The 14,860-nt window shown below is 58.6% G+C and carries 16 protein-coding genes and 3 pseudogenes; 8 read left to right on the top strand and 11 right to left on the bottom strand.

Annotated features, from left to right (window positions below; translation table 11 throughout):
* Window positions 1-249: 249 nt before the first annotated feature.
* Complete coding sequence (locus tag F758_RS0134315) at window positions 250-801, bottom strand: DUF4142 domain-containing protein (protein ID WP_024512101.1); 552 nt, start codon at window positions 799-801, stop codon at window positions 250-252.
* A 451-nt stretch (window positions 802-1,252) separates the two neighbouring features.
* On the opposite strand from F758_RS0134315, the pseudogene F758_RS51120 reads away from it, so the two are divergent.
* A pseudogene (locus F758_RS51120) lies at window positions 1,253-1,381 on the top strand (IS5/IS1182 family transposase); the annotation flags it as partial.
* A gap of 43 nt (window positions 1,382-1,424) precedes the next feature.
* Here F758_RS51120 and F758_RS0134300 read toward each other — a convergent pair.
* The 3 genes from F758_RS0134300 to F758_RS0134290 are packed head-to-tail and all read right to left on the bottom strand — an operon-like array spanning window position 1,425 to window position 2,179.
* Window positions 1,425-1,685, bottom strand: coding sequence for a hypothetical protein (locus tag F758_RS0134300; protein WP_157450296.1), 261 nt, complete (start codon window positions 1,683-1,685; stop codon window positions 1,425-1,427).
* 14 nt (window positions 1,686-1,699) lie between these two features.
* Window positions 1,700-1,900: a hypothetical protein gene (locus F758_RS50145; RefSeq protein WP_157450295.1), complete on the bottom strand. Its 201-nt coding sequence runs from the start codon at window positions 1,898-1,900 to the stop codon at window positions 1,700-1,702.
* A 51-nt stretch (window positions 1,901-1,951) separates the two neighbouring features.
* Complete coding sequence (locus tag F758_RS0134290; protein WP_024512098.1) at window positions 1,952-2,179, bottom strand: hypothetical protein; 228 nt, start codon at window positions 2,177-2,179, stop codon at window positions 1,952-1,954.
* A gap of 579 nt (window positions 2,180-2,758) precedes the next feature.
* Between F758_RS0134290 and F758_RS0134285 the strand changes: the two genes are divergently transcribed.
* Window positions 2,759-3,472, top strand: coding sequence for a Bax inhibitor-1/YccA family protein (locus F758_RS0134285; RefSeq protein ID WP_024512097.1), 714 nt, complete (start codon window positions 2,759-2,761; stop codon window positions 3,470-3,472).
* Window positions 3,473-3,621: 149 nt separating this feature from the next.
* Here F758_RS0134285 and F758_RS53515 read toward each other — a convergent pair whose 3' ends face one another.
* A complete protein-coding gene (locus F758_RS53515; RefSeq protein WP_157450294.1) occupies window positions 3,622-3,837 on the bottom strand; it encodes an alpha/beta hydrolase in 216 nt (71 codons plus the stop codon).
* A gap of 867 nt (window positions 3,838-4,704) precedes the next feature.
* Window positions 4,705-4,980 (bottom strand): DUF5132 domain-containing protein, encoded by a 276-nt coding sequence (locus tag F758_RS0134270; RefSeq protein ID WP_024512096.1) that lies wholly within the window; start codon window positions 4,978-4,980, stop codon window positions 4,705-4,707.
* Window positions 4,981-6,034: 1,054 nt separating this feature from the next.
* Here F758_RS0134270 and F758_RS50140 point away from each other — a divergent pair.
* Window positions 6,035-6,373: a hypothetical protein gene (locus F758_RS50140; RefSeq protein ID WP_024512094.1), complete on the top strand. Its 339-nt coding sequence runs from the start codon at window positions 6,035-6,037 to the stop codon at window positions 6,371-6,373.
* 1,234 nt (window positions 6,374-7,607) lie between these two features.
* Here F758_RS50140 and F758_RS52260 read toward each other — a convergent pair.
* Window positions 7,608-7,872: pseudogene (locus tag F758_RS52260) on the bottom strand (hypothetical protein); the annotation flags it as partial.
* Between the two features lie 409 nt (window positions 7,873-8,281).
* Between F758_RS52260 and F758_RS0134250 the strand changes: the two are divergent.
* Both F758_RS0134250 and F758_RS51115 read left to right on the top strand, forming a co-directional pair.
* On the top strand, window positions 8,282-8,419 hold the full coding sequence (locus tag F758_RS0134250; protein WP_198026635.1) for a hypothetical protein: 138 nt from the start codon (window positions 8,282-8,284) through the stop codon (window positions 8,417-8,419).
* Window positions 8,420-8,653: 234 nt separating this feature from the next.
* Window positions 8,654-8,809: a hypothetical protein gene (locus tag F758_RS51115; RefSeq protein WP_198026633.1), complete on the top strand. Its 156-nt coding sequence runs from the start codon at window positions 8,654-8,656 to the stop codon at window positions 8,807-8,809.
* A gap of 290 nt (window positions 8,810-9,099) precedes the next feature.
* Here F758_RS51115 and F758_RS0134240 read toward each other — a convergent pair whose 3' ends face one another.
* The 3 genes and pseudogenes from F758_RS0134240 to F758_RS52255 form a co-directional block, all read right to left on the bottom strand.
* On the bottom strand, window positions 9,100-9,528 hold the full coding sequence (locus F758_RS0134240; RefSeq protein ID WP_024512091.1) for a hypothetical protein: 429 nt from the start codon (window positions 9,526-9,528) through the stop codon (window positions 9,100-9,102).
* A 57-nt stretch (window positions 9,529-9,585) separates the two neighbouring features.
* Window positions 9,586-9,825 (bottom strand): helix-turn-helix domain-containing protein, encoded by a 240-nt coding sequence (locus F758_RS0134235; RefSeq protein WP_157450292.1) that lies wholly within the window; start codon window positions 9,823-9,825, stop codon window positions 9,586-9,588.
* Between the two features lie 612 nt (window positions 9,826-10,437).
* A pseudogene (locus F758_RS52255) lies at window positions 10,438-10,680 on the bottom strand (hypothetical protein); the annotation flags it as partial.
* Between the two features lie 937 nt (window positions 10,681-11,617).
* Here F758_RS52255 and F758_RS50125 point away from each other — a divergent pair.
* Window positions 11,618-11,818, top strand: coding sequence for a hypothetical protein (locus F758_RS50125; protein ID WP_157450290.1), 201 nt, complete (start codon window positions 11,618-11,620; stop codon window positions 11,816-11,818).
* A gap of 434 nt (window positions 11,819-12,252) precedes the next feature.
* On the opposite strand, the gene F758_RS53510 is transcribed toward F758_RS50125, so the two are convergent.
* On the bottom strand, window positions 12,253-12,522 hold the full coding sequence (locus tag F758_RS53510; RefSeq protein WP_084305872.1) for a transposase: 270 nt from the start codon (window positions 12,520-12,522) through the stop codon (window positions 12,253-12,255).
* A 365-nt stretch (window positions 12,523-12,887) separates the two neighbouring features.
* On the opposite strand from F758_RS53510, the gene F758_RS52245 reads away from it, so the two are divergent.
* Window positions 12,888-13,073 (top strand): hypothetical protein, encoded by a 186-nt coding sequence (locus tag F758_RS52245; protein ID WP_084305870.1) that lies wholly within the window; start codon window positions 12,888-12,890, stop codon window positions 13,071-13,073.
* A 546-nt stretch (window positions 13,074-13,619) separates the two neighbouring features.
* Window positions 13,620-14,339, top strand: a complete 720-nt coding sequence (locus F758_RS50120) for a hypothetical protein (RefSeq protein ID WP_157450289.1) — start codon at window positions 13,620-13,622, stop codon at window positions 14,337-14,339.
* Window positions 14,340-14,860: the final 521 nt, after the last annotated feature.

Genomic DNA, 14,860 nt, shown 5'->3' with positions numbered 1-14,860 from the left:
AACCGTTCAGTAACAGCCAAACAGGAAGACTCCATAAAACGGTGGGTCGCTCCCGAAAACGCCTCATCGAATGCTCACGATGACCTTTTGGCCCTGATACGGCGTCGATCAATTCGGGCCTGGTAGTGTTGATCAGGAGCTAGCTAGAAGCGCGCCGACCCAACACGGAAAAAGTGTTTTCAACTTCGACCGGTAAGGCGCTTAAAATTGAGACTTGTGAGCGTGACCGCGGCTTCAGCTTGCACCTGCCTATCTCGACTGGCCAACATTCGGTGCCTTCCCTAGGTCCCGCGCCATGTCGAGGTGATGCCGCAGCGTAGGCAAGGTCTTGCCCGCAAAGTCCTTAAGTTCCGGATTGTCCCCGCCTTTGGCGTACCGTTCGAATAGCGATACCGCATCCTTATGCGCGCTCACCTGATCGGAGTCGAAATCCGAGCTGAAGTCCTTGCCGTTCGCACTCTTTAGCTTATCCAGCTTGCTCTGGTGCGAGGCGTCGAGCGTGGCCGGAATCTCGGCATTAACTTTCCCGCTGTTGACAAGACTCTTGATGTCATTGGTCGTCTTGGTGTGGTCCGCGATCATCTGCTCGGCGAAGCTCTTCTCCTGTGCGGTCCCCTTCTCTTGAGCGAGCTTGCTCGATTGCAGCTCGAACATATCACTTATCGCCGCTTCCCTGATGAAATCCGCCGTGCTCGGGGCAATGCCGAGCGTCGAATTGACACCCGTCTTCTCGCCGATCGACTGCGCCAGCGCAGGCGCTGCAAAGAGGACGCAAGCCAGTGCGATGAGTGAGCGTTTCATAATGAATTTCCTCAAACTTACCCTCAGGATCAAAGTTCAACTTGGCAGGGAGAGTGTGGTTCCTGGCGCAAAGGACCACATCATCGCACATCGCCGCCCGTGAGCGATGCCGCATGAACATTGGTCAGGAAAGCTGACGCTGCGACATCCTTGGCCATGACATCCTTGGCCATTCGGGGATAGGAGGATGAGAACGCTCTTAAGGCGCAGACGCCCAGCTTGGGACTTGTGCCCGCCGGGAACGCGCCGTCGATGCCACACGATGGGGATGCCGATCAGGGCTCTGATGCCGACTTGCTCGACGGTCCTCGACCGAGATCCTGCCTTTGGCCGCCGTTTCAAGGATCTTCGAGGCGGCACCGGACCGCGCTACGCAAGCGATCTGACGGATCCAGAGTGGGCACTGATTGCTGAAGATGCCGCGCCGGCCGCTGGGACCGAGACATTCGGTGTCGAGCGCATGTTTGCAAGATTCGGCAAATGCCGACGCAGAAACTTTGAGGCCTCCGCCCCCACCGAGTTCGCTTGGCTTCTCGTCGCCGATCTCAGGCTGTTGACTCGCCGCCTCGCCAGGTCCTGAAAAATGCTGCACGCCTTTTGACTCGGACACTTAAGGAGGCGGATCAGCCTTCCCTCGCGGCTCGGCTTGGTTGGATGGCGGCGCTTTCGGCCATCCGCTCCAGCGATTTCAGGTGAGCCAGTCCCGCCACCACCAGTTTATGTTCGTCGGTCTCGCCCGCGGCGACCTGGCCGAAGATGTGCTCGGTCAGCGCCTTGCGTGCCTGGACGAGCTCGGCGTGGTCACGCTCCTTGAACGTTTCATACACCACCATCGCCCGCTCAACAGCGGACGGGGCTACGGTCGTTTCGATCTCGTCGATCATCATCGGGCTCAACGTTACGTGCCGGTCTGCTGTGGCTGTTCAGCGAAATTTCGAGCGCTCTCCGCGCGCCGTAAGCGGCCGCCCTCCTGATAGCCGCACTGCGGACACCTCAATCGGATCTCGACTTGCGGCGCGGTCGCCTTCGGCAGCTTGGCCGCCATGGGCCAGGCGCCGCAGCGGGGACACTTCTCGAGTAAGTTCTCGGTTTCGATCACGCTCAGTCTCCATGGAGTCGGGCTGCGCTTCGCGACGGTATCAAGGTGGTGTTATCTTTGACCGGAAGGCTGCTGCCCCGAGTTTTTGTTGGCTTGGGCCTTGTTCGCTTCGTGATGGCCGATCGCGCAGCCCGCCGCAGCACCGAGCTTGCCGTGGCCGGCCATATGCCCGGCAGCGCCGCCGACGAGCGCGCCCTTGATGCATCCCTTGGCTTCCGCTGCGCCGCATGAGGCGAGCGCGATGGTGGCAACGCAGGCGGACGCGAATATCCATTTCATGACCGATCTCCAGCAGAATGTCGGTAAGTCAATTCGCTTCGGAGACGGTCCGTTCCGCTGGAAGCACACTTTAGCCCGCCCTCTGGGACGCTCTTCGAGCTCGATAAGGCGATAGGGCCGACGGATCCGATCCCTGCCGGCCACGAGCTCCGCACCCGAGACGCGAAGCCGCCAGCCAACCTAGCTGCCGAACTGCGTAGCTTTCGAATGGCGCCGTGATCCGGCCACGAACGTTGGTGGTCGGGCACGGCGGGGAACAGGACGCGAACGCGTATCGGACTGATGCGAGAGGATCCGACGTTGCCGTGATCTCACCGGTTCGACGCAGTTCATTGAAGACAAAGGCGGTTTCCAGGCAGGTGTCCGCCAAGCGGACGTCTTCAGAGAGCGTGCACAAACGCGCAAGAATAAGGTGATTCCGCCGTCCGTACTCCGGTGATCATCCGATATGCGGCCGGGTCATAAAGGTCATAAGCTTATGCTTCTCGGATCGTCGACCTGGCGCGAAGTCCGTACGCGCTCAAGACAGATGCTACTGCAATCTTCGGAGTGTCGAGCTCGCGCTGATAGAGAGTGACAATGTCAACCTATGATCAAAACTCAACATCTTCTGGAGCGGTGGATAGCCGCGCTATCCCGATAGACGCCGGCCTTCGCGACTACATGCTCCGCATCTACAGCTATATGGGTGCGGGCGTCGGTCTGACTGCGCTGGTCGCGTGGCTGACGTATCAGGTGACTGACCCCGCGTTGCTGCAGAAACCGCTGATGTGGGTGTTTGTTTTCGCACCCCTGGTCCTGGTATTCATTATTAGTGCGCGCATCAATACTTTGTCAGTGACCACAGCGCGCTGGCTCTTTTTCGTCTATGCAGCCTTGGTCGGCGTGTCCCTCTCCACATTGTTTCACATCTATACCAGCTCCTCGATCACGCGCGTCTTCTTCATCGCAGCATCAACATTCGGAGCACTCAGCGTCTTCGGCTATACGACCCGCCGTGATCTGAGCGGACTCGGTACGTTCCTGTTTATGGGCTTGATCGGGATCATCATCGCAACTCTGGTCAACCTCTTCGTGCGTTCGAGCGGGCTTGACTGGTTGATCTCGATCATTGGCGTTGGGGTCTTTGCAGGCCTCACGGCCTACGATACGCAGCGACTCAAGGCCATGTACGATATCCGGCATGATGAAACTGCCGGCGGTCGTAAGGCGATCATTGGGGCGTTGTCACTCTATCTCAACTTCCTCAACCTGTTCTTGATGATGCTGCGGCTGATGGGCGGACGACGCTAGACGCGGTCACTCATCAGCCTGGCGGTCCGGCCGCTGCGCCGGCCGGCGCGGCTGCCACACGGGGCGTCGCGCAGGATTTTCTCCGTCGTCTCGTCGAGCGACATCTTCACTACGATGCCGCCGGCGTCCTTGACGTGCTAGATGCGAGATCAATTGATCCTCGCGGTGCTCGCCGCGCCGATGCCGTCCCATAGCTGGCCAGCCCGCAAGGGCCTCCATCCGTGCGGCGCGGCGACTTCTCGCGGGCTGTGCGATTCAATGCTCGAGCTTGCATGGGTGGCAAGCGATGCGATCAATTGAAAAAGAGTTACAACAGGGTACCAGCGTAATTGCGGCGACACGTCCGGGCCGCACGGCGGCAGCATCCAGTCCGGCTCGCGCCTGCGTTCACCAGTAACCGTCGATCTCCAATCACCCACAATCTGGATATTCGTTCGATCCCTTTCGATGAGAAAGGCGTACCTCGGTATAATTCTTGCGCAGCGCTCCGCTGCCTAATTGTCTTCTCGATAGCACCGCGAATCTTCTCCCACCGTTGCACGAAATATCGGTCCATCGGGGCGAGGCGCCGTGCGTTGGGGGAATGACGAGAATGCGTTGGCCCTTCAATTCCGTGCATGGCCTCTTGCCCACCACCTAATCGCCTCGTTGGTTCGCTTCCCGCTGCGCTTGGTCCAACTTGGGCTTGGGATAAAATGGGATCACGCTAGTGGAGTCTGTCCACGCGGCGCGGCGTAACTGCAAAACTTGCTTCGTGCCGACAACACCATACGATCGATTCTGCGGCACATGGCTTTGTAGCAATAACATGCTGCTGCCTCGAGCCGCGGGGTGTCAATCTCGATCAGACCCCGCCGATTGGATCGGATGGCCCGCCGGGAGGACGTCGTGATCGAGGTGGTCGCGAAGCTGGAGCACCCGCCGCGCCATGCTTGAACCGGGTGCAATGACCCAACGCAGTATGCTGGGGGGACTTCTGCCCAGAGAGAGAGAGTGTGTGTGTCAGGTCTGCTCAGGCCCTTGCGGCAGAACTGCAGGCCTATCGAGCGAACAGCCGGAAGTACGGCGGCCGCAGATTGTTGTCCGGCTGCGCGGGCAGATCAACCACGCTCCCTAAGATGGCGCTATCACGGGGGAACGTGCCAGCGTATGGCCGCTTATAGCCGGTGCGTCGTGCCGGATCGCAATGATCCGTCGTGTGTCGATCATTTAATGGCCAGCGAGCAACGGATCTAATGAGCAGTGCCCTCCGTAGCACCCTCAGCCGTGGCATGCCCGGCTTCTGCGAGTTCAGACCGCGCCTCCGCCATCACGTCGGTCGCTTGCTCGCTTAATTCGGCGACAGCGACTCGTCCCTGCTCGTAGGCGATGACGCCGGCCTTGATGAGCGATTTCGCAATGGGCCGCAACATGGGGATGATGACCGGAGCGATTACGGCCACCCCGATCACAAGACCAATGCCAGTAACGATATTGCCGCCTTTGAATGCGTCTTCCAGAATAGCCATCGTACGCTCCTCTGCTCCAGTTCGCTGAATAGCGTTGGGCCGCAATCACGAACCGATTGAAAAGGAAACAGGTTGGAACATTAGCCGAGACGGCTTCAGCCCGCCTTGCGCTTCGATCTTTTGGTTCTCTTCGCGGACTTGGAGGCCCGTGGGGCCGTCGGCTCCCCGGTAGGTCCAGCCTCGGCTACTACATCGCTGGTCCGCTCCTTCCGTTCCGCGAGCGCAGCTGTTCCCCGGCCGCGGGTGATAACTCCTGCTTTGGCAGAAGATCTCGCCAAAGGACGCAATAGCGACATGATCATAGGAGCAATGACGCCCGCGCCGATCGCCACTCCAAGGCTTGTCGCGATATTGCCGCCTTTAAATACGTCTTCCAGAGCACTCATCGAACGCTCCTTCTGGCTTCATCTTATAGGCTCCTTTCACTGCCGTCCACGTGCCGTCTGTCGAGCGTCGGCAGGTACCTATGCGGCAGCGCCTCTGTTCCTTGTCGCATGCCTTTAATGCTGGGCTGAATGGTAAGGCGGTACGCGACGAGCTTGTCACCGTGCTGCCTCTCCATTAAGTCCCGCAGGCCAAGCAGGACATCCCTCTTTCTCATCCGCGATCTCCACGGCCGTTGCGGTCGGAGATCGTCTTTAGCACAGACCAGCTTCGGGAGAGGCTCAAAATGAGGAAACAATTGCGACGTTTGCGAAAGCGCTCTGTGACCAGTGACCTTCGGTCGGGCGATATCATACTGGCAGGCTCTACGACTCCTGCACGGCCGGAGTGGACTTTGCGATTTCGATAGCTTGCGCGCAGCAGCGTCAGGATCGGCGAATGGGCACCATGGCGACAAATTTCATGGTGTGGCGTTATCTGGTTCGTCGGCCGCGCGCAACCTATGTGGAGCATAACGCCGCTGGATAGCGAAATCGGATATTGAGTGGCACTTCGCCGATGGGCACAGGGCCTGACTGACGCGCACTGCGCAACGATAATTTACTTCATTACCTCATCACTGCAGCCGAGGGGTTGAAGCTCACTGCGGTGCGGTCATGATTTCGAGTACATGGCCATCAGGGTCGCGAACATAGTCGCCGTTCCAGTCGTTGAGCTTACTGTCATCGAGGCTCCACGGTGCGCTGCCATGGGCGAGCTTCGCTTCGCGAATGCGGCCGATGATGGCATCGAACTCGACATCGCTGACGTGGAAGACGTAGTGGTGGCTCTCGAATTCCTCGTCGTCGTCGAAAAGGAGCGTGTGTCGTTGATAAGCAGCGGCGCGAAACGGCCTTTCGGATCGGCATGGAGGTCAAAAATGCGCGCGAAAATTGCGCCGCTGCCGTCTTGTCGCGGGCAGGGACGATGGTGTGTTGAGTGCGATCGTCATCGGAAGACCTCTCGCTAACGACTGCCGCACACCTATCGGCATGCTCAAGACAAACCAGACATAGGCCTTGCAGGTGTACGTGAAGGGGCTTCACCGGACTGCGGGATGCCGTCACGGACTAAAGAGTGGATTGGGTCACGAACTGAAAGGCTCAGACGGAGCATTGGCGGTCGGCTTCGCGGCCGAAACCGGACCTGCCAAACGGTGTTTGCGCGCTGGACAGGTTTACCACCCAGCGGTCGCCGTCGCGGCGCCTCGAATTCCAGTGCTGCCTTGCGGGCGTTCTTGTCGGTCGATCTTGGAAGGCGCAGCGCGCTTCGGCTTCGCGCGAAGCTTCTCCGGTCTCCGCTTGCCGCCGAGCAAGTGCGAGGGCAGCTCGGTGTGCTCCCTGAACGGCCCAGTCGATCCGACGGGACGCGGAGAACGATGCCAGGGTGGGCCATCGCTGCGGAGACGACATCGGGATCGTCCGTCTCCTTCGCAACACCTTCGTGAAAGAGGCTTGCCTTGGGCGCCCCAGGCATCCAAGGCGGCCTTCATCGACGGCGCCGCGACCGCCTGATCGAAGAAGCCTAGCGACGTCACGTAGGTTTTCAATTTCCGCGGCATGAGCCAGGCGCTCGAGAAGCTTTGGGCCGCTCAGCGTAGCGTTCGCTGGTGGCTCCCGTCTATCGTCTGTATTTCTCGAGCACCCGCACCCACAGCCGGACGGCGGTGCTTTTTGACCTTGAGCCACGGACGTTCGCGCGCCCGCCCTGCAGGGGGCCGGCGCTTTAAAGGACAGGCGCCGCGGGATCGTGCCATCTGTTGAGGCAGACACGCAGTTGGTTTTGGGGGAGGAAGGCCTCTCAAATGGATCGTGGCGAAGAGCCACCAAGGCCAGGCCGTACCGAAGCTCCACCGATCAATCCAAAGAAGCTCGCCTCAAGATCGGCGCGCATTCCCTGAAATAGAGTTCCGTTCTCGCCGTTCTTGCCGTTGGCGGCGCCTTTCCCGCGCGTAGTCTCCCTCTCGAAGTAAGATATTAGTGACGATTCCATTCACTGGGCTGCACACCTGAGCGGAATGCGATCTCAACATTGACGATCCAGATACAAGAGAAATCACGACTGAAGCGAACCGCCAAAGCTTGCAAAGGATCAGACTGGGCTGCGACTGAATTGAGACCGTGATCCCCGTTGCCCTCCGCCCGCAGCAGCACGAGAGAATAGCCTTGGTGCCGTCGTCCGCGATGCAAAATTCCATCGAGGTGTTCATACGCTGGGTGGAAGCCGAGCGTCGCGCGCGGAGTCACACAGATCTGGTCGTGAGGAACCGAAGCTGGGACAATGGTGCAGACCGAGAGACAGAAACCGTCGATGATCACGGTTTCGCCGGTAGTGCGCAAGCTGTACGAATTTTTCGAGGTAGGTATCGATGCGGCCTCCGTGATCACCCGAGATACAGACGACCGCATGGCTCGCTCCCACGTTCATCAGCAACAGACCCGGCGCGAGCAAACCTGTTACGAATTTCACATCCCTGCCCTCCTGCGAGCCGTGCGTCGTCTGGACAGGCCGGACCTTCAAAAGGCATGCAACGGTCGCACCCTACGTTCAGGGGCGTCAGCGTCGGCATCGGGCAATCTGAAAAAAGTTCACTTCATCCCTTGGCAGACGCAAAGGGCCGGCAAAACGCGATCAATGACCCCACACGTCAAATTGAAAGGTTCGATCAGGCGTTTGGAGGATAGGTGCTAAACCTAAGTATCCTCCTCTCAAACGAATGTAAGGGACTAATGAACGCCTGTGCAATGGTACAGTCCGCCTCTCTGTGATTGGTTGTAGCTCGACGACATCATGCCGTTCGAACTGGGATCGTGGAGGCGAAATGCTGAGCAAAGAATATTTGGACACAGCACGGACTATACTCCGGGCGGCCCAATCGATGACCGACCAACACGTTGCGAGCCAGCTTAAGACGCTTGCTGAGGACTATGAGCGGCTGGCCGAGAAGGCCGCGCGCGCCGACGCGAAGGTACTGGCTCGGTCGGCTGCAAGCGAATCTGAGGACCGGGTGGAATAACAGCACCGCGAAACGTATCTGCAGGTGCAGCATGAGGCGGCGTTGGTTTGGGATCGGCTTTACCCCTCCTGTCCCTACCCCGCGACCATAGCACTAATTTCTGCGTCCGTGCGCCAGTCTGTTCGCGTTTGCCCGCACGATTGGATCAGGACATGTAACGCTCGTTTATGTGCACACAAAATCGGCCGCGTTAAGTCGTCCGCAACACCTCTCAGGCGGCGGAGGAACCATGACATGAACGTCATTATCCAGAAGCTTAATGGCTTGTGGCACCTCATCGTCGGGTCCTGTCAGATCCGAACTCCGTTCTTGGAGACTCAGGATCGGGCGCTGGTCGTTGCGTACGCCCGCCGGGTCTACCCGGGCGCCAAGATCATCGAACGCGGCTAACGGCTAACCGCGTGGTGCGGACGCCGACCGTCGCTCGTGAACGTCCGTTTACGAGGCCGGAGCCGATCCCATTCGCTCAAACCTGCTGAGGGACCGAGTGTGGCCTATCAAGGCTATACCCGGGAAAACCCGACTCCTCTTACGCGTGATCGATGCGTTCGCGTTTGGCGAAGATCTACCGCCCTCGGAAGTTCCGCCGAGAACCCCTACGCGCGTTGGTTTTCATCGAAGAATTTGGCTCCGACGCTCTCGAGGGCGCACGCCTTGGGCTGCGATCAGAAGCCCTGCTGTTACCAATACCCCCAGGGCCGCCAACCGTACCCGTAAGGCCTATAGAAGCGGGCGGCCCCGGGTTCCTGGATTGCTTGCCAAGGGCCGTAATCGTAATAGGGACCATAGCCGAGATATGCCGGATAGTAGCTGGGGTCTGAATAGTCGCCGCCGTAATAAGGACCGCCATAGTATCCGTAAGCGCTGCTCGCAATCGCGCCGCCGATGATGGCGCCAGCCAACGCTCCCGCTCCCCAACCCCAACCTCCTCCAAAACCTCTGTATCCCGAACCGCCGCCGCGCCAGCGGACCCTAATCGAGCTGTCCGCAACCATCGATTTCATCGCAATCACGTTGGTCGGCAATGGAGCTGCATGGAGCGAAGCGACATTGCAGGCCATCAACACTCCGGCGAATGCGCATACGAAAGCCAATCTGAAACCAGGCATGTTTCCCTCCGTCTTTTGGTGCCTTCGACACGGATGCTTCACGGATTCGGAGCATGATCAGTGGCCGCGGCGCTCCCAGCAGAGCAGCCACTCTGGCATCACGTCGAGCGCATGACACAGTCTTATCAGCTCGGTCGGGTACAGCGGCGCGCGACCGCGCTCCCAGCGCACGATCTGCGCCTCACAGTAGCCCGTCAGTGTGGCAAGCTCGCTGCGATCCATGTGGGCGTTGGCCATCGCGCGCGTCAGGCGCTCGCCAATCCGAAGCTGCTTGGCGACGTAGTTCTCCCTGGGCATCGCCGCGCCTTCCTTTCGCACTGTAGACTACACCTAAGTGTTGCGCGGTGCAGCTATTTCCCGCGCCAGCAGGCCCGCGCCACTGGATCCGGCTTGGCGGCGATCAACGGGAAGATGACGTCCGCCTGTCCGATGACGAGCCCAGGTTCATCTGCGCGGCTTACGGCCACCGCGAGGCTGATATGAGCCCGGATGAATCATATCCTGAGGTTCAGCGCAGGTCTTTGGCTGCTTCACCAAGGGACTCCTTTCTGTCGCCCGCCCGCTAGCACAGGCTCAGAAGTGAAATTTCTGTGAACCCTACCTGCGGCAACTATGCCGGGCGAACGGCCCAGCAGTGAGCGGCCGGCGACCTTTTCTTGCAACTGCCGGCGCGTGAGTCCGGTTCTGCTGCGACTCCCAACATTCCGTGCCGTTGGCATATGGTTATCTCATCACCACGGCGGAGGCCATCGCACGCCGGTATCGCGCCATCGTACCGAGAGAGAGTCGCATTCAGCAATCGGGATAGTCTGATTCATGGCCGGCGTCCCCGCGATGAGAATGGGCGCCGAAGTCGAGCGACAAAACGGCGAGCTTTGGCAGCAAGCGACCCACAAAGGTCGGCCGTCTCTAATGCTGCCGCGCAAAGTGGGTCGCTCTGCCGCGAGTGGGTGTTGCATGGCAACCCGAGCCGTCCCATACATCGACCAGCGCTTCGGCCAGAACGTCGATCAGCGCATCGTCGTGATAGCGCGTGGGTGTGATGCGCAGCCGCTCAGTCCCGCGGGGACCTGTCGCATAATTGATCGCCTGGATGTAGATGCTCTGGTCAGTGAGCAGAACGTCGCTCGCTTCCCTGCACTGCTGCGGGTCAGCACGCAAACTCTGATGGACATCCTGGAGGAGCCACAGCGCCAGCGCACGGCGGGCACTTATCGGCACCTTGCCAAGTTGATGGCTGAACTTGGCTGGACTGCAGTTCGCGTGCGGGATTTCACGCGCGGTCGGCTACAAGGCGACGACGAGATCAGGTGCAGCGGATGCATCCAGTCCTATGCGATCCGGATGCCCTCGGAGACTGTCGCCTCGGATGGCAATTTTCATTCGTCCGGCGCAGTCTGGCAGCCGATCTCTTCGATCGCTTCGGTTACTTTCTCGATCGCAACAGGCTTTGCCATGACGGCGTGTCCTCGAAATAGAAACGGAAGCCAACGTGTGCTGTACTCAGTGATCAACAGGATGGGCCGTCGCCGCCTTTGCACTAGACTCGATCGATGCGATAGCAGCGATGTTGATATCGAGAATGGCTAGGTCGTATTCGGCTGTGACCGCATAATCGCTACCTACCAGCCTCGGCTCACGCGATGCCCGAGTTCTTGAAGCATGCCTGACATAGCTTCCCGAAGCTCCAGATCGTCTTCGACCAACAAAATGGATGATCACCGAACGGATCTACCGCAGCGAAAAACGAAAAAACGCCTGTGCAGCCCCGAGAAGCATCTCTCAGCGAGGCTCGCATCTAAAATTTCAGCAAGAATAAGTGGGCATGCAAACGAGGCTGGAAGATACTCATCCAGCGAGGCCGGCGCGCAGTTCAACCGGCGGGTGCGCAATGCTCACGGCCATCGGCGTTATCAGGCAGTAATGCTGCCGCAGTTCGTGTATCTCCGGCCGCAGTTCGTGCATCTCCGGTGCTTAGGCGTCCCATAACTCTTGCGCTGCCTCTTGAACCGACCGCCAATTTTTATGGCCAGCGCTGCCTCAAAGCGGGCTTGCCTAACAGGCTCTTGATAGCGAAGTGGGGTCGGTGATGAAACAGAAAAATCGAATTAAAGATCGGATTAGCGAACGCGAATATCAGGACTGTCTCAAGAGATTGCTTAAGAGTGCCTTCAACGCTCAAGTGCAGCCGCTGATGTCACTTAAGACCGCAACCAAAAAACGGCGAGCGCGGAAAAAGGCCGCCAAAAATTCCGAATTCACAAAATCAAACACGACGCCTTCCGGCTGATGGTACTCTCGGCCGCGCTCTCCTCGCAGGTTGAGATCGATAAGTGGGCTGATAACGCCCACGTTGGTCGAACGTCTGACGGGGGGCCAGGTCGGAAGTGTCCGAGACCGAGATCGCCGCCCTCGTTCAATAGCCGACTGGCCCCGCCTGGCATGTCTAATGCTCATCTTACGATCCGATATTTCCTCGCCCGCTTCTTGCACGCCCCGGCACGTCATCGCCCGGATACAGCGCTCGCATGGCCCCGATCCTCGGCAGCATTGTATCGCCGCCATGCTCAGCCACCAGCATCGGCGCCTCGATCGCCGCGTGCCATTCTGGCGCGCCATGCTCGTGCTTCGGCAGCTTGGTGATATCATTGGCGATATCACGGGCGTACCCGCACCCTCACATTGGCCCCGGCTTAAGGCCGAGGTCGCCGGGCCTAAGGAGACTCACGCAGCCCGTTTTTGGGTTGGGCTCGCTGGCCAGTTCCGGTGTTTTACGGGTGCGTCTTTAAACCATGTGATTTTTCTTCCCCCACGCCGCGTCGCTGACGTCGGCTCCAGCCGGGCCCTTCGCTGCTCCAGCCACCGCCGCAGCTCGGAATCGCGCAGGCCAAGCTCCTTGGCCACAAATCCAATCGAGCGCCCGCTCGACGCTACGAGATCAACCGCTTGCCGCTTGTAGTCGTCCGTAAACGGCCGACGTTGACGTCCTTCCATCCGACACCTCCTGGCTCTTCGAGCCTACAGGTGTCCATCGTTTCGGAGGAGGTTGACTTATTGCAACCGTGATTAGTCTACATAGATAGGTGCCGCGTGCCATTCGGCGCCCATCAAAACAGCGAATGCACCCATGCGTCATGGAGCACAAAGACGAACTAAGAAAATACATAGACGATCTGGATAGTAGAGCGTATTGCTTCGTGACGGGCCTGCCTGACGAAAAAAGCGTTCGCTGCTTCTGCTTCTATGATAATAGGCGGGCAGCGTAGATTCGCGGCGAGGCTAGGACCGCCTTCGGTTCCAACAAGGTCCTACTCACGCGCAGAGTACCGTATCAGAACGATTGCACTGAGGATAAGAGAGTGCGCAAAGCCAAAAAGAAGAGATCAGCACCCAAGCCGTTCACCGCCGCTGACGTCAAGCTGCTGAAACAACATTCGAAATCGCGAACGCCGGTATCGAAGATCTCAAAACAGATGAAACGATCTGTCGGCTCTCTGAGACAGAAGGCATTGAAGCTTGGAATTGGTCTCGGGCATCAGCGATGATCGTGGCTCTTTAGTGCCCGGTGGTATCTTCCAATCAGCCGCCGCAAGAGCTCCACCATCCCGCTCCTATTAAAATCGATGATGGCCTCCTGGTGCTTCATGCCCTTGCCGCCTTTCACGGGACCCAGGTTCCTCAAAAGGCAGTAATGACCATCGCTCATCCGCGCTAAATTGACAGTCCTTGAGGATCTTCAAGGACGCATTGATTCGACTTGGTGCGAGCGGCCCTTGATCACCCTCGCCGTTCATTAAAGCCGCGAAGGTGTTTTTGCTGCAACCGAGGAATTGGGGCCGACTGTCCTATGTTGCCTCCGGTAGGACCGCAAAGAACACGGACGATTGGGGTTGACCTGACAGCTCAAAACACTGAGATATTATGAAATACAACATCATAGCTAAACTGGCGTCTAGCCTAGGCTGGCATTCCTATCTGGCCGTCCATCATCGAGCGGGTTCCTCCGGCCCAAGTGAGATCAAGATTTCTCCGCTTTTGGACCTCGATACCGCGGTAACCGTCGGCAAGAACACTAAGCGGAGGCTCACGCAATGCCGACGAAGGACGGCTTTGATCCGAACCACACTCTGCCTCTTTTTCTCTGTGATCATACTGATGAACACGAGCAACGGGGCACGTCGCGATACTTCAAGGCGAGTATTTTCGCTGTAGCGGCAACGGCGACTGCTGTAGCGATCACCCTATTGCTGGGAAATCCGGCGAGGGTCTTTGCAGACGTCATGGCTTCGCTAACTGACAGTTCGCTCTCACAGCCCGGCACCAATCAAGCAACACCGACAATTCAAAATAGCGCTGACGCTCAAGTCGTTCATTCAAAGGACGATGCTCAGGTTTCTGCGCCGGCTGCAAGCGAGGTACCAACCCATGACGAAATTGCTGCCGCCCCTCAGCCACCCGGCCAGAATCAGACGGGAAGTGATCAGTCATCATCTGAAGCGCTGTTTAGCCAATTCCAGGCTTGGGCGGCCAAGCAAGATACACAGGAACAGAAGCCCGCACAGCCACTAGAGTCCCCACGAGCCCCTCCAGCGCAGGTCGTGGAAAATAACCGTTTGCCTGAGCAGCCCACGCAAAAGCACCGAAAGTCCGCGCAAAATGCGCGGCACGTTCAGAAGCACCGAGCAAGCGTCCATCGCGAGCAAAATGCACGGGTAGAGGCCCGGCCCGCACAAGATGCAGGCGCACAGGAACCGCCCGCTCAGAATGCCCAGGCACCTTCGGTTTTTCAAGGCCTCGGTTGGCATCAATAGACCGAGCCGGCAGCCTGGCGCGCTTGGGCGCGTATGACAGCAGCCGTGTCGACAAAGGAAGATGAGCGGCTGAAGGTCTCGCCGGCCCATCACAGTTTTGATTCATCTTCCGTGTTCGCGGAGCCTTGAACCGATCCCCGCGTTGCCGGCCTCCGTTGTTTAGGGCTGGTCTTGGCAGAAGCTTCCCCTCTCGCGCCACACGGCCGGTGCGTGTCTTGCGCGACGATTCAGTGATATCCCCTCGCACGGCTTTACAAGAACGGACCGATCGATCTCGTTATCCCGATTTTATGGAGCTGAGAACGTATTGGCGCAGAAGTTCAAATTCGAAATCGATAAGATTGAGTTTTCGACGTTTTGCCGCTGTTGATCGAGTGCCAGATCCCTAGGATCGCTGCACGAGTGAGTGAGCCGGAGGCCAACGATGGTCCTGCGTACCGCACGCAGTGAACATCTTCTAAACTATTGATTTTCCTTGCCGTGACGTGCGTTTCCACCACGTTTTGTTGGCAGTCGCTTCA

Source organism: Bradyrhizobium sp. ARR65, from assembly GCF_000472385.1.
Classification (GTDB): domain Bacteria; phylum Pseudomonadota; class Alphaproteobacteria; order Rhizobiales; family Xanthobacteraceae; genus Bradyrhizobium.
Note: the sequence above shows the minus strand (reverse complement) of the source record. Positions and strands in the feature narration are given on the sequence as shown.